Source organism: Ruegeria sp. BB5 (genome assembly GCF_056539405.1).
Window position 1 is genome coordinate 167,306 of record NZ_JBQFUX010000008.1, and the last position, 19,520, is coordinate 186,825.

At 52.2% G+C, this 19,520-nt stretch carries 20 protein-coding genes; 9 read left to right on the plus strand and 11 right to left on the minus strand.

What is annotated here, in order from left to right; genetic code table 11:
- Positions 1-38: 38 nt before the first annotated feature.
- The 5 genes from ACR0DL_RS17105 to ACR0DL_RS17125 all read left to right on the plus strand — a co-directional run bounded on the left by ACR0DL_RS17105 (position 39) and on the right by ACR0DL_RS17125 (position 5,201).
- Positions 39-1,280, plus strand: a complete 1,242-nt coding sequence (locus ACR0DL_RS17105; protein ID WP_480690387.1) for a membrane dipeptidase — start codon at positions 39-41, stop codon at positions 1,278-1,280.
- Positions 1,281-1,614: 334 nt separating this feature from the next.
- Positions 1,615-1,884, plus strand: coding sequence for a potassium channel family protein (locus ACR0DL_RS17110; RefSeq protein WP_367647833.1), 270 nt, complete (start codon positions 1,615-1,617; stop codon positions 1,882-1,884).
- A gap of 176 nt (positions 1,885-2,060) precedes the next feature.
- Positions 2,061-3,140: an AI-2E family transporter gene (locus tag ACR0DL_RS17115; RefSeq protein WP_480690389.1), complete on the plus strand. Its 1,080-nt coding sequence runs from the start codon at positions 2,061-2,063 to the stop codon at positions 3,138-3,140.
- Positions 3,137-4,201 carry an HlyD family secretion protein gene (locus ACR0DL_RS17120; RefSeq protein ID WP_170362165.1) on the plus strand — a complete coding sequence of 355 codons (1,065 nt, stop codon included), beginning with the start codon at positions 3,137-3,139 and terminating at the stop codon, positions 4,199-4,201. The genes ACR0DL_RS17115 and ACR0DL_RS17120 overlap by 4 nt, the downstream gene beginning before the upstream one ends.
- Entirely contained in the window at positions 4,191-5,201 is a 1,011-nt protein-coding gene (locus ACR0DL_RS17125) for a DUF2955 domain-containing protein (protein WP_480690391.1), read from the plus strand. Before ACR0DL_RS17120 ends, ACR0DL_RS17125 begins: the two co-directional genes overlap by 11 nt.
- Before the next feature lie 383 nt (positions 5,202-5,584).
- On the opposite strand, the gene ACR0DL_RS17130 is transcribed toward ACR0DL_RS17125, so the two are convergent.
- Positions 5,585-6,484: a LysR substrate-binding domain-containing protein gene (locus tag ACR0DL_RS17130; RefSeq protein ID WP_480690393.1), complete on the minus strand. Its 900-nt coding sequence runs from the start codon at positions 6,482-6,484 to the stop codon at positions 5,585-5,587.
- A 96-nt stretch (positions 6,485-6,580) separates the two neighbouring features.
- Here ACR0DL_RS17130 and ACR0DL_RS17135 point away from each other — a divergent pair, with 96 nt between their 5' ends.
- A complete protein-coding gene (locus ACR0DL_RS17135) occupies positions 6,581-7,435 on the plus strand; it encodes an MBL fold metallo-hydrolase (RefSeq protein WP_480690395.1) in 855 nt (284 codons plus the stop codon).
- Positions 7,436-7,501: 66 nt separating this feature from the next.
- Positions 7,502-7,963 (plus strand): cupin domain-containing protein, encoded by a 462-nt coding sequence (locus ACR0DL_RS17140; RefSeq protein WP_480690397.1) that lies wholly within the window; start codon positions 7,502-7,504, stop codon positions 7,961-7,963.
- Positions 7,964-8,274: 311 nt separating this feature from the next.
- On the opposite strand, the gene cutA is transcribed toward ACR0DL_RS17140, so the two are convergent.
- Positions 8,275-8,592: a divalent-cation tolerance protein CutA gene (cutA, locus tag ACR0DL_RS17145; RefSeq protein ID WP_480690399.1), complete on the minus strand. Its 318-nt coding sequence runs from the start codon at positions 8,590-8,592 to the stop codon at positions 8,275-8,277.
- Between the two features lie 122 nt (positions 8,593-8,714).
- Here cutA and ACR0DL_RS17150 point away from each other — a divergent pair, with 122 nt between their 5' ends.
- Entirely contained in the window at positions 8,715-9,134 is a 420-nt protein-coding gene (locus tag ACR0DL_RS17150) for a hypothetical protein (protein WP_170362159.1), read from the plus strand.
- 170 nt (positions 9,135-9,304) lie between these two features.
- Here ACR0DL_RS17150 and ACR0DL_RS17155 read toward each other — a convergent pair whose 3' ends face one another.
- From ACR0DL_RS17155 to ACR0DL_RS17195, 9 genes are all read right to left on the minus strand, one after another.
- Positions 9,305-10,291, minus strand: a complete 987-nt coding sequence (locus tag ACR0DL_RS17155; protein WP_480690401.1) for a type II secretion system F family protein — start codon at positions 10,289-10,291, stop codon at positions 9,305-9,307.
- Between the two features lie 14 nt (positions 10,292-10,305).
- Entirely contained in the window at positions 10,306-11,274 is a 969-nt protein-coding gene (locus tag ACR0DL_RS17160) for a type II secretion system F family protein (protein WP_480690404.1), read from the minus strand.
- The gene (locus ACR0DL_RS17165) at positions 11,271-12,662 is read right to left on the minus strand and encodes a TadA family conjugal transfer-associated ATPase (protein ID WP_367647831.1); all 1,392 of its coding nucleotides are present in this window, start codon (positions 12,660-12,662) and stop codon (positions 11,271-11,273) included. The genes ACR0DL_RS17160 and ACR0DL_RS17165 overlap by 4 nt, the downstream gene beginning before the upstream one ends.
- Before the next feature lie 12 nt (positions 12,663-12,674).
- Complete coding sequence (locus tag ACR0DL_RS17170) at positions 12,675-13,904, minus strand: CpaE/TadZ family protein (RefSeq protein ID WP_480690406.1); 1,230 nt, start codon at positions 13,902-13,904, stop codon at positions 12,675-12,677.
- Complete coding sequence (locus ACR0DL_RS17175; protein ID WP_480690408.1) at positions 13,901-14,548, minus strand: TadE/TadG family type IV pilus assembly protein; 648 nt, start codon at positions 14,546-14,548, stop codon at positions 13,901-13,903. The genes ACR0DL_RS17170 and ACR0DL_RS17175 overlap by 4 nt, the downstream gene beginning before the upstream one ends.
- Positions 14,545-15,042 (minus strand): TadE/TadG family type IV pilus assembly protein, encoded by a 498-nt coding sequence (locus tag ACR0DL_RS17180; protein ID WP_480690410.1) that lies wholly within the window; start codon positions 15,040-15,042, stop codon positions 14,545-14,547. The genes ACR0DL_RS17175 and ACR0DL_RS17180 overlap by 4 nt, the downstream gene beginning before the upstream one ends.
- Before the next feature lie 14 nt (positions 15,043-15,056).
- Complete coding sequence (locus tag ACR0DL_RS17185; protein ID WP_480690412.1) at positions 15,057-16,592, minus strand: TadE/TadG family type IV pilus assembly protein; 1,536 nt, start codon at positions 16,590-16,592, stop codon at positions 15,057-15,059.
- 9 nt (positions 16,593-16,601) lie between these two features.
- Positions 16,602-17,561, minus strand: coding sequence for a Flp pilus assembly protein CpaB (gene cpaB, locus ACR0DL_RS17190; protein ID WP_425082393.1), 960 nt, complete (start codon positions 17,559-17,561; stop codon positions 16,602-16,604).
- 143 nt (positions 17,562-17,704) lie between these two features.
- Positions 17,705-17,881 carry a Flp family type IVb pilin gene (locus ACR0DL_RS17195; protein ID WP_145975006.1) on the minus strand — a complete coding sequence of 59 codons (177 nt, stop codon included), beginning with the start codon at positions 17,879-17,881 and terminating at the stop codon, positions 17,705-17,707.
- A 528-nt stretch (positions 17,882-18,409) separates the two neighbouring features.
- Between ACR0DL_RS17195 and ACR0DL_RS17200 the strand changes: the two genes are divergently transcribed.
- Positions 18,410-19,252 (plus strand): helix-turn-helix transcriptional regulator, encoded by an 843-nt coding sequence (locus tag ACR0DL_RS17200; RefSeq protein ID WP_480690414.1) that lies wholly within the window; start codon positions 18,410-18,412, stop codon positions 19,250-19,252.
- Positions 19,253-19,520 lie beyond the last annotated feature (268 nt).

The window sequence follows — 19,520 nt, forward strand, 5'->3', positions numbered from 1 at the left end:
TGCGGCGGTAAAAACAAAGCAGTTAATGAGGTACTGTCATGAAGACCATGTTGGCCGTAAGCGCTATCGCGATCACTCTAGGTTGCGCACTACACGCGAGCGAGGAAAGCAAGACTTGGGATGCATCAGAAGAGGCGAAGCAATTCGTACAAGACACCATCGTCCTCGGCATGTTGGCCAGCCCCTACGGCACTGGTTGGACCGACTACGACCAGCTTCATACTTACTTCGCGCGCGCTCGGGACAACGGCATTACGGGACACGAGATGACGCTGGCTGCTGCGGATATGTCGTTTGAAACCCTGCTAGAGCAGCACTATCACTTTCGCTCAGCCATGGCGCAGCAACCGGAAAACTACCTGATTGTCAATGAAACCCGAGATATCGAAGCCGCCCATATACAAGGCAAGACGGCCGTCATCTGGAACAGCCAAACCGCCACAATCCTGAACGGCGATCTTAAGAAAATGGCATTGCTAAAGGATATGGGGATCAAAAGTATGATCCTGGCTTACAATGACATTTTCCGAACCGGATCGGGGCAGTTGGCGGCCTATAACGGACGCGACATTGGTCTGACACCTTGGGGGAAGTCGGTCATCGATGAAATGGTGCGGTTCGGTATCTTGCTCGACCTAAGCCACACGGGTTCAAAAACGGCCAACGACGCCATGGACTACATGGATGAAAACTATCCCGGCGTGCCATATGTCTATACGCATTCTGTCCCAGCTGGGCTTTATGCGAACGAACCCAATGCCACGACACGCGGTTGTTATCGGGCCATTCCCGACGAAGAGGCGCTGCGTGCGGCCAAATCGGGCGGCTATATTTCTCCGACCTTCACCGAATGGATGATGGACGGTGTTTGGCCTGAGGATATCTCACCCGAGCAAGCTGCTGATATGATCGACTACTATGTCCAACTTGTGGGGGTCGACCATGTTGGGATTGCAACGGACGACATGTTCTCGACTGAACTAGTCGTACAGTTCGCAACTGCAAACGCGAGCATGTACGACGACGGCGGCTACATGATCGATGCGTTCAACAAAGGGGCCACTGGCAACGGTGAACTTGCCAAAATCCTTGCGGCGATTACCGATGACCTTTGGGCGAAGGGTTATTCCAATGAGGACCTCGCGAAGATTTATGGCGGTAACAAGATGCGAGTTTATGCGCAAGTTTGGGAGGGCAAACCACCCGAACTATTCCTGAAAGAGTACCCGGGGCGTCTGCGCCTAAGGCAAGAACTTCGTGATGGGTTCTATTCGCGTTAGAGACGTAAGACCTAGCAGCAAGATACTTGGCGCGTAGGCGAACAGGTCGATTGCTAGCTTGTAAAATCGAACCTCCACGGCTGTTCATGCTTCCAAATCACTCGAATGAAGGGATCCGCTGATCTGTACCTGTCGGACCATCGCGCGCAGAATAGCATCGATGAATCTGGGACCCTGGTTAAGAGTTCTTATCGGGCAGCTTTCAGTAAATCAGCATTGTTCCTTCCGTAAATCCTCAACTCTGGTACAAATGCAATTATTCGAAGATGAGGGTGCAATGAATTCACTGACCAGAATAACACGAGGGATAGGCGTCGCTTTCAAGGACGGTAGAGTGAAAGGCATTCTTGCCTTCACAGTTGGAATGATTTTATGGGCCTCGGTCTTTTACCACTTTGTCGAAGGTTGGAGTTGGCTCGACTCAATCTACTTTTCTGTCGTGACAATTTCGACCGTGGGGTTTGGTGACTTCTCACCTGAAACCGCGGCAGGGAAGATCTTCACAATGGTATACATCATCGTGGGTCTCGGTGTCTTCGTAACCGCAGCGACGACAGTGGCAGATACAATCTTGTCCCAAGACGACACAAAAGCGGACAAGTAGATTATCCCAATTTGGCCAAATCGAGTTCACGCCCAGGCATTGGTTTGACTGGGCACCTCAAGCCGCAGCCCGGATTCATTCGAGTCTTCAAGCTGATAGATGATCACCAAAATTCAAAAAAATATACATATTATGTTTTTTGAGTGTAACATTCGAAAAACACATGGAGGGATGGAATGGAAAAGACACAGGACGCAAAGATTGTCGATCTGGCAATACGATTGCTCTTTCTCGGACTATTCCTCTACAGCGCCCTAGTCATGGTGGCCCCGCTTGCGAGCGTGGTTATCTGGGCAACGATCCTCTGTGTGGCGCTTTACCCGGCATTTGACTGGCTTCAGTCCAAGCTGGGAGGGCGGAAAAAACTTGCCACGACGATCTTGGTTTTGTTGGGCCTTGTTCTGACCCTCGGGCCAGTCGCTACGGCGGTGTCTGGTGCCGCAGAACTTGGGTCTGAATTCGCGGAACAAGCTGACAAGGGTGAATTGAAAGTCCCACCTGCGCCCGAGGGTCTCAAGGAGTTGCCCTTGGTGGGAGACAAAATAGCCGATGTCTGGGGAATGTTTGAGCGCAATCTTGACGGCGCGCTTACAAAATACGGCACGCAAATCCTTGAGATCACCAAATCGCTCTTCGGTAAGGTGCTGGGCATCGGAATCGGGCTGCTTGGCTTAGCTCTGTCCGTGTTGATTATGGGGGCATTGTTCAGCCCTGGGCCAAATTTGGTCCAAGGTCTTCAGCGCTTTGCCAACCGTGTCTTTGCACCGCGCGGTGGTGAATTCGTGACACTCGCGGGCGCAACGATCCGGAACGTTACAAAAGGCGTGATTGGCGTAGCAGCCATTCAGGCGGTTTTCGTTTGGATACTGTTGGCATTGTTTGGGATTTCTTCGGCTGCCACGCTGGCATTTATCTGCCTGATACTCTCGATTATCCAAATCGGGCCCGGATTGGTTCTTATACCGGTTATTATCTATGCATGGAGTTCCATGTCCGGCGGAACAGCTTTGATCTTCACCATATTGGCCGTTCCAGTCATGATAATGGACAGTTTCCTAAGACCCGTGTTCATCTCAAAAGGCCTTGAGACTCCCATGTTGGTCATCCTCATCGGTGTTCTCGGAGGTATGATGGCGTACGGTTTGATCGGCGTCTTTATGGGGCCGGTGCTCTTTGCTGTGTTCTATGAGCTGTTCAAGGTTTGGATTGATACCTCGCCCGAAGCCGAGGCCGCTGCAGAAGGTGCCGCGAAATGAGGAAGACGATATGGACAACCCTGGCTGTCATTCTGATTTTTCTTGTCTGGTATCTGGTCGCTGATCGAAAAACGCCATTTACCGGGAACGCCAGAGTAAAAGCTGTAGCCACACAAATCGTGCCTCAAGTGACCGGAACGGTAACGGAAGTTTTGGTAGAAAACGGACAGGTTGTTTCGGCAGGTGATGTTCTGGTTCGAATAGATTCCAGGCCCTACGAAATCGAGCGTTCAAAGGCGGAAGCTGATCTTGAAGCGGCGACCCAAGAGGTGGGTGCGTCTTCGGCAGAGGTAAGTGCAGCACAGGCCAAACTCGCAAGGGCGCAGAGCGATCTGGATACGATGCGCATTCAAACGGAACGCGTATTTGCGCTCGAAAAGAAAGGGTTGATTGCCGTCTCAAAGGCTGATGATGCACGAGGGCAATTGGCAGAGTCTGAGGCAAACTTTGAGAACGCAAAAGCGGATCTGGAAAAAGCAAAACAGAGGCTTGGTGACGACGGGATTGAAAACCCGAAAATCCAGCGCGCGTTGGCGGCCTTGGCGGATGCAGAACTGAACCTTGAATGGACGGAACTGCGTGCTCCGGCGACAGGTGTCATCACTAATTTGCTGATAGCCCCCGGAACGTATGCGCGATCCGGCCAGGACCTGTTGACGTTTCTTGATGCAACGGACGTCTGGATCGAGGCGTATTTTACCGAGAACAACCTAGGAAGAGCTTCGATAGGGTCTCCGGTTGATGTAGTGTTGGACATGCATCCCGGTAAGATTGTTCCGGGCGTCATCGAGAGCTTTAGCGCGGCCGTTTCCCTAAGTGGCGGTGATGAGCCCGGGCAATTGGCGAGCCCGCCAAGTACCAAAGGTTTTTTGCGGGAGCCTGAAAGGTTCCCAGTCAGGATCGTTTTGCCGGGCTATGAAGCCGGAAGCACCGAAGATGATCTTCGATTTCAGCTAAACGGGCAGGCCGATGTGATTATGTACCTAAGCGACAACTCGTTACTGAACTTCGTAGGCCGCACCTACATCCGCTTGGTCTCAATTCTGTCCTATGCGTACTGAGGACCAACGCTCTGTCGCCCGGCTTGCGGTTGGTGTTACCGGCGTCTTTTCTTTGGGCTTATTTCTTGGCTGGCCACTCGCCGTCGTTGGGGCGGTGTTCACCGCACTGTTTTTGCAGGCACCCGCTGCATTGCCTCTGGCAGCATTTTCTAAGCTGTTTGTCTTTTCGATTGGATTGATGTTCATTTCATTCTTGGTGTCGTCAATCTTCTCACCATATCCTCTTGTTTTTCTCATTCTGGTGGCCATTGGAATAATCCTGTCTTTCATGTGGTCGGTTTCCGGAGCCGGAGTTTTACCGGGCGTCATTGCCCTGATGGGTGCACTGATGATCCCGAACTTGGTTTTGCAATCACAGGATCTGGCTTTGGTGCTCGTGTATTGGATACCGTTGAACCTGCTGTTTGCAGGCTTTGTATCGACGCTGATGTTCGTGTTGATACCCGCTGAACCTCAAACGCCCGCTCAAAAGAAGGCCGCATCGTCGCCGAACTTCGACCCACATCGCCGAATCGTCAGGATGTCGCTTGTAACAGTGCCGTTTGCCTTGGCGTTTTTTGTTTCCGGCGCATCTGCACTACTGGTTCTGTTTTTTGTCGCCCTGCTGAGCCAGCAGCTTGCGGCAATGCCCGCTGCAGGCAAAACAGTTGCAAAAGCTATGCTGACGGCAAACCTTCTTGGGGCGGCAGTATCCATCATATGCTACGAAATAAACGTAATAGCTCCGGTTATTATAACCCCCATTCTGCTGTGTTTTTTCTTTTGCCTAACACTCGGAGCACTTGGAAAGTCAAAAGTACCGCTCGCCGCCGCCGCCGGTTCCGCTATTACAACAGCTCTGATTGTATATGGCGGTTCGGTTGCACCGTTTTCAGACGAGGCTGACGTCAAGAGCATCACTCGCGTATTGCAAGTTGCCAGCGCCGCTTTTTTTGTAATCATCGCATATGTCGTGGTAGATGAATTCTGGCCGGAAAAAGAGCGCCGGGCAATTCAATGAGGTTAGCTGCGATGAGGCTTGGAACCGAAACCAGCAGAGATCCTCCAGCTGTATGCGCGCACTGCACAAAACCACAATGACCGCCTTGGGTTCGAAACAGACGTTCTCCGTGCGCAGGATCAATGACTGCTAACCGGCGATTTAGTTATGGTTCGTTTGATCCGCAGGGGAGCTGACCACTCAACCAGAGATCGCTTCACATAACACCCCTTCGGCGACGTTCATGGTTCGTTACGGCACTACCAATCATCCAGTGGCTGTGAAAGCCTGCCGTTCGAGCCCCTGTCGCCGATGACCGCAACGCGGGACGGAGCCGCCGTTCGCTGCAAACATCCCAAGTTCGGCTTTGTGCAATTGAAGTCAGCACGGGGGCACCTTTTCGGTCAGGCCAGATGTTGTTTGATCTGTTGTCGAAGGTGGTCCAGAAATAGACCAACCCGACGAGGTTGGAAGGCTTTTTCGGGGTAGACTGCAAACACCCCAACATCCGGGAACTGCCCTGTTAAATTGATTGGCTCAAGTCGGTCCGCTTCCACCAAATCTGTCGCCATGATTTCTGGAAGCAATCCGATCCCCATCCCACGCACCAGTGCTTCGCGATATGTATTGGTTTGGTTCATGACAAGTTTCCAGGGCAGGCGCAGCTTTTGCATCCCTTTATTTGTCACGAGCGGCCAACTGTCGCCAAATCGTGAAGCACCAAAGACTAGGCAGCAATGTTGGTCTAGATCGGCAACCGTTGTGGGTGTTCCATATGCGCGTAGATAAGAGGGGGACGCGAACAAACCGAGGGATGTCTGAGCCAGCTTGCTAACGATCAGACTGCTATCGTCCAGCTTGATCGCTAACCGAATGGCCAAATCCACCCTGGAGCTGATGAAGTCAGTCTGCTCATTTTCAAACACCAGATCAAACAACACCTCGGGATGAAGCGTCTGAAAGCTCTGCACCGCATCCAGCAACAGTGGCGTACCGATCCCTTCCGGAGCAGCTACGCGAATTACTCCAGATAACAGCCCACCTTCTTGTGCAACCACGTCCTGCTCAAGAGCATCCAATTGTTCCAAGGTGGCCTTGCACCCGTGATAGTAGCGAACTCCGGCTTCGGTCACTTCCATCGAACGTGTTGTGCGGCTGATGAGGCGCAGATCAAGCATCGTTTCCAGATCGGCCACATGTCGCCCTATAATGGCCGGACTAACATTCAAATCTTCCGCGGCTGCGGCAAAGCTTCCCAGCTCGACCACGCGAGCAAACACGGTCATCTTCTTCAGCTTGTCCATTCAATACTTTTTGTATCTTTTGAATTGTCAATGACATCAATTATCTCATGTTAGGTCAAGAGTATATTGTTTCCAACGCAAAAGGAGACACATGCCATGAAGCGCATTCTGACGGCCATCGCCGCCGCTACCACCTTTACAAGCGTGGCCATTGCAGCAGGTGATGAAACGACACCGGCCATGACCAAGCTGAAGGACGGCGTCTATCAGTTCTACATGGCGCATTATTCCAGCCTGGTGGTGATCACGGATGAAGGCGTTCTGGTTGTAGACCCCAATCACGAATTCCGGTCCGAGGCGATGCGCGCTGAAATTGCCAAGCTGACCGATCAACCCGTGGTCAAGGTTGTTTACTCGCACGATCACTTTGACCATTCGCGGGGCGGCCAGATTTTCAAGGACGAAGGTGCGGAGTTCATCGCCCATGAAGGGTGCGTTGAGTTGATGAGCCGCGATCTGGAAAACCGGGTGGTGCTGCCTGACGTGACCTATGCAGATGAGCATCGCATCGAACTGGGCGATAAGATCATCGACTTAAAGTACTTCGGGCCCAGCGACGGCCAGTGCCAGAGCGTGATCCACATGCCCGACGACAAGGTTTTAATGGGGGTGGATTGGCATCTTCCGCGTTTTCTGGTCTCGAACGCCCGTTTGAACACGCATGATTATGTGGGCGCTCTGAACACCCTGCGCCGTGTCAGCGCAGAGCTTGACTACGATACCGTGGTTTCAGGCCACCTGGAGCATTCATCGCCTGAGCTTCTCGCTGAAGAATTGGCCTTTGTCGAAGCCCTGTACGTTGCCGTTTGGGAGGGTCTACAAAACGGCAAATCGGTCGACGAACTTAAGGATACGGTCAAACTGCCTGGTTTCGAAGATTGGCTGTTCTACAAAGAAAACCTTCCAGCCCATGTTGAACGGATGGCTTACGCCATATGGCACGGCCATTGAACCTCTGACTGGGTTGCGGGGCAGCCCGGTCGTTCCCCACAAATGAAATCAGAATTGGACCTCAACATGTCTAAGAAAACAGAAGCGACCGCCAAAAAGACCGTTGTCAGCGGTTGGCATGAAGGCCGCAAATATTTCATGGCGGATCAGGAGTACACGTCGGTTGTCGCAGGCAAAGACGATACGCAATCCGAGTATGTCTTTGGCTCAGGTGAAATAGCACCGGGCGGGTTCATTCCTGATCATTATCACAAATGGGAAGACCAGACCTTCCACATCCTTGAGGGCGACCTGGAAGTTAAAATCGGCGAGGAAGTTTTTAAGGCCGGGCCTGGGGCCAGCATCCAATGCCCACGCGGCGTGTCCCACTACATGAAGAACGTCGGTGATACGACCGCCAAGATGATCAGCTACATCTTCCCCGGTGATTGGGCTGAGGAGTTTATGGCCGAAACCTCGCGCCAGAACGAGATCGGCGAAATAGATTTCGCCTTGATCGAAGAGCGCTTTGGCGTCGTCTACATCTGAACCGAAAGAAAAAACGCAATGAGACTCTTAACGCTTCTTGCCACGTTTCTCGCTTTGACCAATCTGAGTGCGGCTTTCGCTGCGGGCCCTCAAGTGACCACAAAACAACTGGCGGACAACGTCTCCCTACTGCTTAACCTACTAGCACTGAAGGTCTGGTATGTATGGGTTCGCGACTTGCTGAGCGAACAAGTAACCGAATTACGATCAACGCCCGGTCAGGGCTCATCTGCTTGTCCGAACTCGCCGCAGAGAAAGTCGTTAGTGAGCCCAAAGATACAGCGGCTATAGGCCGTTAGTTTGAGCTTTGGTTAGATCTCGCGCGTGCTTTCAATCATCCACTCAAGATATTCACCGTTGGCTTGGTCAACATTAATCGAGAGAATACTGGGCGTCTCATAAGGGTGCATCCTGCGGATCGCTTCAACGACTGCGCCCAAAAGTTCCTTTCGGGTCTTCAGCAGAAGTGGGACCTCCCGTGCGGTTACGATTTTTCCCTTCCAGAGATATTTACTTCTAGTCGCAGTGTAGCGGTTCGATGAGGAAACCAAACGCTCTTCAAGAAGCTTGTCCGCGATCTGGTCAGCGACTTTCTCGGATGGGCAGTTGACCCAAATTTTGACTATCATCTGCAATCTCACAAACGCCAAACCTAAGTTCTTAGTCTAACATGGGACCATTTCGACGCCATTTTTACTCCTACAACGTATCACCGCCATCTGCGTACCGCTCAGAGAATGACCGGTTTCCTTTGGCACGCGTTGTCACCGATTGGGCAGCAGGTCGATTGACCGGCGTGTCGCGTGATCCAGAAGTCGAAGGTTTGGCTGGTTTGCTGATCGATCAAGCTGAAGGCTTAGAAAGACAGGAGCGTGCATTTTCTGGCGACCTGCCGCTCTTGGATGCGGCTGCACGCTTGAAAATAGATGTGATATCGATCCGGCGGTTGCGGAATGGCGGCTTTCTAAATCAGGTCACGGTGCGAAACCCGGACACGCAGCACGACCGTTGCTATATAACTGCCCAAAGCCTGCAAGCGTTTCTGGCTCGTTTTGAAACACTGGGTCAAATGGCAGAGCAGTTTGAATTTGCCGCGATTCATCTGGCTCGGGCGTTGGACCGAAGAGAAATCGAGACGATCCCCTGTGAGGCTGGGTTTGTTCGCGCTTAGTGGACACCGCCTGGAATACGACCGTTTCCTGGTGCTTTAATCCTGCAAAATGCAGTGTTAGCAAGGTATTAGGATTAGAATTTGACTAAAAGCAGATAACTAAAGCGTGTCATCCATTGCAGCTCAAAGAAGATTCTTTGTTCCTTCAATTCTCAGACTACACCCAACCATCACCCAAACATATTGATCCATCGGATCACCATCGGCGACAGGCAGATCAGCAGTAGAACGGGCATCATGCACATGGCCATTACGGCTGACATTTGAACTGGTAGCCGGTTGGCCTTTTCCTGAGCGCGCAGTTCGCGATCGATACGCATATCAGTGGCAAATCTGCGCAGCGAAGCGGAAATGCTGGTGCCGTATTGATTGGATTGAAGGAAGGCGTTCGCGAAAGAGCTGACCTCGTCAATGCCGACGCGTTCGGCCATGTCCATAAAGGCGGCCTGACGCTCTTTGCCAGCTTGCAGTTCCAGTTGGAGTATCGTGAACTCTTGCGAAATCTCCGGTGCCGCATGCGCCATCTCATTCGCCACTCGCACCATTGCGGCGTCAAATCCGAGCCCGGCCTCAATCGCCACCTGTAACAGGTCCAGCGCATTTGGAAGGCTGTGTTCGATGGCCTGGCGGCGCTTTTTTATACGGTGCCGCAGCCAGAGTGCTGGACCGTAGAAACCGGTTACCATCAAAGCGGTGACAATCTGCAATGCGTTCACCCAGGTGATGCTTTGCAATAGGCCAGCAATCCCAAGCTGAACCTGAGTTTCAAGCGGCAACGACAAAGCCACTACGAAAACGGCTGGAAGCACAAAACCCATCACCAAACGGAACAGATAAAATGATCGGACTGCATGTTTGCGCTGAATACCAGCTTGCTTAAGCATTCTGCCAATTCGGGAACGTTCGCGTTTCGACGAAGGCACAAATGCCTTAAGCAGTCCGTGCGGGTCGCTGTCATCCCCCTGTATGAGGTCAAAATCTGTTCCGTGTCCCCGAGAAATCGTTCCGACCCGCATCCGGTGCGCGACCGTGTCATCGGTTGCGGTCATGCCAGAGATTCCGAGGACTACAAAGAAAACACTTACGGCAATCCCACCCAGCACAAGATACTGAAGGGGAAGGTCTTGGCCGTTTAGAACATTTTGAATAAATTCCATTTTTCCGCTCCCATTCAGAATTTGAATTTGACGAGCCGCTTCAGGATAAGTCCTTGAGCAATCGTCAGACCGACTATCGCGCTCGCGAAATATGGGAACAGCGGATCGTTTCGGACATCGCCATAGAACGAAGGTGTGGACATCTCGATTGAGAAGTAGATGAACACTGGCAGGACCGTGAGAATTAGACTGCTAAGACGCCCTTCGGCAGAGATGGCCTTGATCTTTTTTTGCATGGTTTGCCGGTCGCGGATGACCTGGGACAGAATGCTTAGGACACGGGCAAGGTTGCCGCCGGTGCCGTGCTGAATACCGATGCTGACGGCAAGATAGTTCGCATCCTCTGTTCCGACACGTTTTGCAAAATCCTGAAACGCGGTTGCCACGTCGTCGCCATAGTTAATCTGGTCCTGAATTATGCCAAACTCACTACCTATCGGGTCCGGAAGATCTGTCGCCACGTTCCCGACAGTTACAGCCACTGGGTGCCCGACTTTCAGGCCACGAGCCATAAGGTCCAATGCATCCGGTAACTGTTTCGTAAGTTTTTTGGCCCGGGTATCCTTCATGGCGATCAGTGCCAGCAGCGGCAGAACGCCAGCCAGAAGGACGCCTAGAGCTGCGGCAATTTCCGGGGCAAGGAACCGAGATATTGCGATGAAGGCCGCCACGGCCAGACAGGTGGCTGCAAGGACCACCCAGATCGGGTTGATCGTCAGCCCGGCCTGGACAAGCAGACGACGAAAACGGGCGATCACACTGGGTTTTTCGCCAGGAGTGGTCATCGCAGGGTCACGTAGCAATTGCAGAACCTGATCGGTTGAGGCGCCCCCCTGGATTAGCTTCATGCGCCGATTTCTGGCCTCGCTGAGGGATTCCTTGCGCAGGAAAAGCTGCTGTAATCCTTCGTAAGCAAGAAGAATTCCTAGGAAAATCGAAATGTAGAACAGAATGTTCAGGGTGTTCGGTTGCAGGTCAATCATGACGACATAGCCCCACGAATAAACATGTTGGTGTCTACGTCGATCCCTGCGGCAACCAACTGATCGAAGCACTTTGGACGAATGCCGGTAGGCAAGAACTCTCCCAGTACCTGTCCGTCTTCCGACTTGCCGCGACGTTTGAAAACAAAGATATCCTGCATTGTGATCGTGTCATCTTCCATGCCGGTAATCTCGGAAATGCTGACGACTCTGCGGGTGCCGTCGCTAAGGCGGCTGAGTTGGAGTACGATCTGAATGGCCGAAGCTATCTGCGACCGGATGGTTCTGATCGGCAAGTCAGCGCCAAGCATTGTCACCATCTGCTCGACCCGGCTTAGTGAATCACGCGCCGAGTTTGCGTGAACGGTGGTCATAGACCCGTCATGGCCCGTATTCATGGCTTGAAGCATGTCAAAACATTCTGATCCACGAACTTCTCCAACGATGATGCGGTCAGGCCGCATCCTTAGGGCATTGCGAACCAGATCACGTTGGGTGATTACACCTTGCCCTTCAGCATTTGGAGGGCGGGTTTCAAGACGTACAACATGGCTTTGCTGAAGCTGAAGTTCGGCAGCGTCTTCGATGGTAACGATACGCTGTTTGCCATCGATAAACGACGACACAGCGTTCAGCATGGTTGTTTTACCCGTGCCGGTACCGCCTGAGATGAGGATATTCAACCTTGCTTCGACAAGTGCCTCAAGGAGTTTGGCTGCCTGATCATTCATGCTGTTCTGATCAACAAGCTTTTTTATTGTCAGAGGGTTGCGGGAGAACTTGCGAATTGACAAAGCTGGTCCATCGACGGAACACGGCCGAATAATTGCGTTAACGCGGCTGCCGTCTTCCAAACGCGCATCAACCCAGGGCTGAGACTCATCGATACGCCGACCAACTTTGCTGACGATCTTGTCGATAATCCGTAGCAAGTGACGTTCATCGCGGAAGCGAACAGTAGAAAGCTCCAGAAGACCAAAGCGTTCGACGTACACCTGATCAAAAGAGTTTACGAGAATATCGTTGATAGTCGGGTCTTCCAGCAACGGTTCCAATGGCCCCAGGCCCATGACTTCGTGGATAAGCTCATCAACCAGCGCAGTGAAAGCCTCAGACCGCATGTGCAGGTTTTCAGCCTCGATCAGGCCGGTTACCAAAGATGCGATCTGGCGTTTCAATTCCGATCGTTCAACCTTATCGATGACCGAAAGATTGAGCCGGTCCAGAAGCTCACCATGCAAGCGGCTTTTGAGTTCCAGATGCGCCTGCAGGTCGACGTCCACTGGGTCAGGAGTCGCCTTGGATTTGGTGGGCATGTCAATGGGTCGATCCAGTGTCAGCACATTCGACTTGGAAGCAACCTTGCGTGATCTAAATTCGTTGAACACGTTGATCTCCTTTTACGCTTTCTTCGTTGCCACGGGCTGAGTTTCAGCCGAGACCGCAGCGGCCAATTTTGCCAAGGCTTTTCCAAGGTCCGATTGCGGCTTCATGTCCACAATCGGCCGTCCAAGATCTACGGAATTTCTGGCAACTTTCGAATTGTCGGGTAGCCAGTGTTTCAGGCTTGTTTTCAATACCTTCTCGGCTTCGCGGACATGCGAAGGCTTGATCAAAGTGTTCCGCTCTCTGTTGACCACGAACTCCACCGGAAGGCCGACGTTTGCCTCGCGGTAGAAATCAATCAACCGCCGCGCCTGGCGTACGCAGGGGACAGTAGTATCGGTAACCAAAGCCAATTTGGTGGCCCGTTTGAAAATAGGTTCAACCCATTCAACAACGGCGCAGGGAAGGTCGATGATTATATAATCATAGCGCTGTTGCAGAAGGTCCAGCATCCCTTCGATCAGATCAGGCCGCATCGATTGCAGGGGCACCATCGGGGTAGGCGCGCACAGAACGTCAACGCCAAGCCCATGCTCTTGCAGGATCGAAGACAAAAGGTGATCATCAGGAATTTCAGAATTTTCAATTAGCTGAAGGAATCCGCCGTTGTCCTCGATGTCCAGAAAGACATTCGAGTTTCCGAACTGAAGGTCAAAATCCAAAAGGGCTACTCGGTTTTTTGCGGACTTCCTGAAGAAAGATCCCCGCCCGCCGACAAGCGAGCACGCGAGGTTGACAGCAACTGTTGAAGCCCCGATTCCACCGCGCGCCTTTGCGACTGGTATCACCTTGCCCAACGCCGAAGAACCGTCTGAAATAGTGGTTTGCGAAACCGCACGCGCATTTAGTTTTTCACTGACTGCGGCTTTCAAACCTTCGCCATCAATTGACAGCGGCAAAACCTCATCAATACCGATCTTGTACAATTCACGCGCCTTGGAGATCGACAGATCATTCTGAGTGAGCGCAACAAACAAGGTGTTATCGTCGCGGTGCGTCAGGACAGCCTCAATAGCGCGGAGTTCTCCTGTGTCATCAGGGTCGATTTCAAAGATCACCAGATCGTGCTTGAATGCAAGATCGAGGGCAGTTCCATTCAACATCTGAAACGATGCCCCGTTCCTGGTGACTTTATTTTCCTCATTTACGGGAAAGACATCCGCAACCAGCTGCGCGATCTCTTCGGTTTCTGAAACAAGCATAATTGCCTGTGATTTCGGTGTGAAAACATTCTGATCTCTCATCCTGACTCTCCTAATGCAAGGTCTTCAGCAGGCAGCGAGACGCTGAAGTTTGAGTAACCGACTGTCGAAGATATTGTGCTGTTAGTTGCGCCCGCGGCATTTGCCAGCGCGGCCAACGGTGACACGAATTGAAAATCGTTAAGGTTCAATTCGACTGAGACCATGGGTGTATACGGGCCACCCAGGAAACCCAGATTGGGAGTGAAGTCATAATGAAACTGTAAGTTGTCTATTGTGGCATCCGGAGGCAAAAGCGGGCTAATCCGGGTCCAGATTTCCGAGGCCGTAGCATTGGTTGCGACACCCGAACACGAAGGGGTTTGAGGATCCGCACAAACCCCGGCCGAGGCACTGCAGGACGTACCAAATCTCGGTGACGAAGTAGATGTGCCTCGCTGATGCGTCGTGGGCACTCCGGGGCACGCAGGCGGTCGTACGATTGCAATGCGCGTTGCCAGTTGCGAGGCTTTTTGAGCATTCGCAACGCTAAAGGACATGCGGCCGAAATCCAATAACGCCATGAAGAGGAACAGAAACAGGGAAACGACTATGGCGAACTCGACAAGAACGCCGCCGCTTTGATCCTGAAGAACTTTCTGCCCTCGGCGAAGCAAGCGCGTGTGGATATGAAGCAGACCTTTCATTGTCCGAAAATCCGTGAAGTGTCAGAGACATCCGTCGTCACGGACGATAGTCCGCTGCCAAAGAGGGACAGGATGCTGCCCATCGGGAACTGGATAGTGATGTTTGCGCTGACCGTACCGACGGGCGCCGGGTTGACCCGATAGGTTCCTGACACACAGGACAGGCTGGGTGTCACCGAATTGACCGTTATGCTGGGCGGGAACAGGCTGTTGGCATTTTTGTCGTCTTCGACGATGCCCTTCAAAGTAGTAGTGAGTCCCGCAACAGAGCCACCAGAGGTGCAGATATCTGCCGGAGTGACTCTGGACAGATAGCGACTGGCGTCGCGAACGCCTGCTATGACCGATTGGTATGACCACATCATACGTGCAGATTCCAACGTGACCGCCAGCAGCAACAGCATGAGTGGCATGACCAGGCCAAATTCCACAAGGATCGCGCCATCATCTCTTTTTACAAAGCGTTTGAGGGATTTTGCGAAGCGAGTTTTCATGATCCTGCGCCCCCTCAACGGTACAACTGTACGAGGTCGCGAAAGATACCGCCGAACCCATTGCCGCCGCTGCCGACACCTGAAACGTCAGGGAAGCCGACAATCTCGCCATGGATGTCAAAACTCGGCGGTGAACTACCGTCATCCCCCACCGGTTCGGTCAGGAAGACGGCAACAAATTTTGTGACCGGAACGCCTGTGGTCGAGCCGGAGACCGGGTTTTGAGCGCAATCGATGCCTGCCGCGGTGACGACACGTCGAGCCGGATCCGTAGACATTTGGTTTGAGCACATCGGGCGACCGGTTTCGGCAAGCGAAGGGTCTAGGATCGAGTTTGCGTTCGGTGGTGAATGTGGGTTGCTGTTGCCGTACGCGATTTCCCGCAGATACATTCCGTATCTTGTGCCAGCGAACACGCTATCCGTTACGCTAAGAGCCGGAAGGTGAGCATCGCTGCCAATTCCGTCTGCGATACCATCTGCAAGATCATGGTTCCGGTTAAGATACCCCTCGCGATCCCAGACACCGTCCCCAAACCGGTTGTTCCCGCCGCAGGTTCCCGCAGCCATGCAAGTGTCGCGACCAAGTGCGATCGTATCAGGCGTGACTTCTTCGTTTCCCTGAATGCAGGAACCACCACCCTTTTTCTGTATCCCTTTGATGACGTTCGGAGCCGGTGCAAAGTCCGGATTGTTTTTCTCACCGTTTAGTACCGAGCGGAAAATATCAAAGCGGACATTGAACGCCGCATTGGTGATTCCGACCTTCTGACCCGGTTCAGTATCCAAACCATTGGTGAGGACGCATTGCGTGATCTGGCTTTGTGCCGCGATAAGGCAGGCAAGTTTGTTCCCGCCTTCATCCGCACATACGCCGGAGGCATCTTCAAAGGTCGCCAGGTCGATAAAACCAAAATTACCCGGCCCCCAGGCAGTTCCATTGCCACCGCTGCGCAGCAGGATTTGGTTGCCGACGGTTAGGGTATTTTCCCAGTTCGGCGGCAGACAGAACATCAAAGGTGAGATATCGCAGGCCGCTTTGGAGTAACCGGCGACGGCCTCGGCCGAAACGCTGGCCGATACGCCACTTCCACCAAGCACTCTGTCCAAAGCCGAAGCAAGGTTCATGCTAAGGGATTTGGGCGTTAGCACGACCTGAGCAAACTTGGCTTCTCTTGGGTTGGTCGTGACGTCTGCGCCCAACGGCGTGAGGTCCGAAACCGGCAGAGCGGAATGAAACGAAAGCGTATAATCCGATGAACCCGAAAGCGTGGCGGACCCATTGGCAAATGTCTGGCTGTCACTGATCAAGTTGGCCGCTGCATTGGTTGCGCGGGTGATGGCGTCGGGTTGTCCGTCCAACTCACCAGCGGCTGCCAAGGCTACGTGGTCCGCGAAGGACTGAAGCTCTGCATGGGTCGAGTTCATTCGGCCTACATCCATCGTGATTGCAAAGAACCCGAGAAATGCGACAAATGCTGTACCCCAGAGAATAGCGACCGTGCCGCGCTCGTCTTGTGCAAAGAATGATATGTTCGTTGTCCGACGCATGACGCAGCCTTACTGTGCAGTGTTCTGGCTGACTTTGAGCGAGCGGGCTTTCGGCTTGGTGCCAGAGTTGATGGCTGCCGGTGTCGACTGGGCGTCCGTTTGATCGCGGGACTCTGCATTTGGAACCGCTTCCACTTCTGTCGCGTCGTCGGCTCCACGAGAGCTTCTCTGTATAACTTCAACTTCGGTTTCGGTGCCGCGGTTCACAATGATTGTCGGTTGCGCTTCGACTTTTTCAACCGGACCTTCCTCTTGCAGAAGATCGCGCAGGCGGACCATTTCCATCGGTTCATCCTCGACGCCGTCCAGCGTTCTAAGGGTAAGGCTCAGGGTGCCGGCCTTTTGGGCCAAAGCCAGGCGCTGACCTTGCTGAGGGGTCACTTCTACTGTGATCGTGCGGGCAATTTCGGGTTGATCGCTCAGTTCTTCGGATTGCTGATCGACGCCAATCACGCGGATATTCTGCAAAATAGTAACGGCGCGCAAATCCATTTTCGCACCTTGTGTCAAAACGATGTCTACCCAATCACCCGGAGTGACAAATCCACCAACCGCAGTCACGGCGTCCACTTCGATTGCCATGGCGCGTGTGTTTTCCCCCAGCTTTTGGACCAGCGTGACCTTTTCGCCAAAATTCGAAACTTTCGAAATAAGCATGACTTCACCGGGATAGAACCGCCCCTTAGCGCGACGCAGCTGTTGGCGATTATCCGGAACAAGTACGCCTAACTCGGTGAAAACCCCGGCGGGGAGCGCTTCGCGTGGCCAGAGATGAGTTGTGACGTGATGATTTTCTATTGTTTGACCAAATGCGATTTCTGAGCGCGCAACGTAGATCTCAACGAGATCGGCGTTCGTCGTAGCACTGGGTGCAGTCGTGTTAAATTGGATGTAATCCTTCGCCAAGAACACAGAGCCTGAAGCAATCGCAATTCCGAATAATGTGGTAATAACTGGTCTGATACGCATCTCTGTCTCCAAAAGTTACGCTCAAAAATTTCGAAATGTCAGTGATTAGGTTTCGAAAATCCCGGCGGTGTATTCTGCGCCGCTACACGGATGGGACGGCGCAGAATGTTGTTGTGGTTTGCAAATCGCAAGGAACCAATGGTTCAGCAGGTTGCGCTACCCAGAGCTGCGCAAGCACCCGTTACGTTCGTGTTAGTGGTGGTTCCAAGATACGAGAACGCACCAACCGCAATTGACGCGACAACCAAAAGGGCAAGGCCATATTCAACAATTGCCGCGCCGCTTTCTTCTTTGACAAACTTCTTCATAAATTTGGTCATGTTTCCCCCGAAAGGTTAAATTGAAATCCACGCTACGTTTGTCGCAGCGCAAGCCAGGCATTTCGCATTGGCTCTGAAATAACGGTAGCGGTGATAAAAACTTCCGCCTTCCGCGAAAAATAGGAAAAATACACGTATTAGACGAGTCAATTACCATTGAAGCTTCTTAAGGGAGATTAAAATAAATACTGCATTAACAAGCCTTTAATCTTCAATCGAATCAGTCAGCCTGGAAACAATGCGGCGATTCGAAGTGCAACTGTGGCTGGAAAGCTCAATAATACTCGTCGCTAAATCTTTTCTTTGAGGCATCCAAGTGTCGGGAGTTTATTTTTCGGTACCTAGGTTTTACGTTATAATTACAGATAGTTATGCAAATATTGGAAGCTGCTCACTCTTTTTTTGCCCCATAGGCATGGTCTTAAAATCAGTTGCTGGGCCCATGAACCCCGAACAAGTTTGTAATTGCGGTGGGGCCGCGGCAGAAAGTTCTGCCTCGCAACGTTTGTTGTATTGGTTAGTAGGGTAATGAGTATCAGTTTCTCCAAGAGCGCCCAGGCGCAAAATAGTTTCAACTTTGTTATGGAATGGACGCATGCTTTAACGGGCAAAAACTCCATTCCACAGGTTTTATATAAGCTAATAAAGTTGGTTAATGCGGATGCCGCATTAATTGCACGTACACTTAAGGTGGAACGAAAAGTAAAATATATTGCCCGGTGTTGCAGCGAGGAAGGAAAGGTTTGGCCCTCTCAACCTCAAACTCTGGTGGAACGGGTTCTGGGTGAAAGTTTTCTGACGGCACGGGTGGGCTCAATTTGGACGTTGTCAGACGCGTTGGTTGCGGGCAACACAGCAACGCTTTGTCATTTTGAGGGCAATTTAAAGGCATTGGGCGAGGTGATCGTGGTTCCGCTTGATACAACCGGCGGGCATGTGGATCACATCGAGCTGCATTTCAGGCATGAACCTGCCCAATATGAGCTGGACCTACTAGCCATGTTGGCGCCGACACTGGCGTCAGGTTGGTGCAAGCGAACGCCTGGTTCAATCTCCTCGTATCTGGAGAAGGGTCGCAATCATAATCTGAAAGAAGTTTCGGATACCGAGCATGTTCCAATCCTGGGCCCTCAAAATCCAGCAGGGCTCAGCCGGTGCGAGTTTCGGGTTTGCGCTATGCTGAATGAAGGAATGACAGTTAAAAAGGTTTCAGAAGCCCTGACTGTCTGCCCAACGACTGTTCGTTCGCACCTAAGCTCGGTATTTTCGAAGACGGGTGCTTCTAATCAAGTCGAACTGTTGCACTTGTTAAATCGAAAATTTCAAGCAGGCCGCAGGTCCAGAGACGCTGAAACAGCTAACTTTGGTTGACAGCAATGGAATGCCAGTTCTGCAACGTGCCTCGTTAGCCATAAAACCGAGCAAGACACCCTTTTGGTCTGATCGACGGCTAAGCTATGATACAAAGCCAAGCATGGCTGATGTTGTTCGAATAAAATTTAGAGCAACCCAAATTTATAGCTGGGTTACAAGCGGCGAAGAGCAATTCAACACATTGTTTACGTTCCGGCGACAACTTTAACCAATGGTGAACAATGTGTTCTCGTGGTGTTCAACAGGCATCGCGCATACTCCTTCC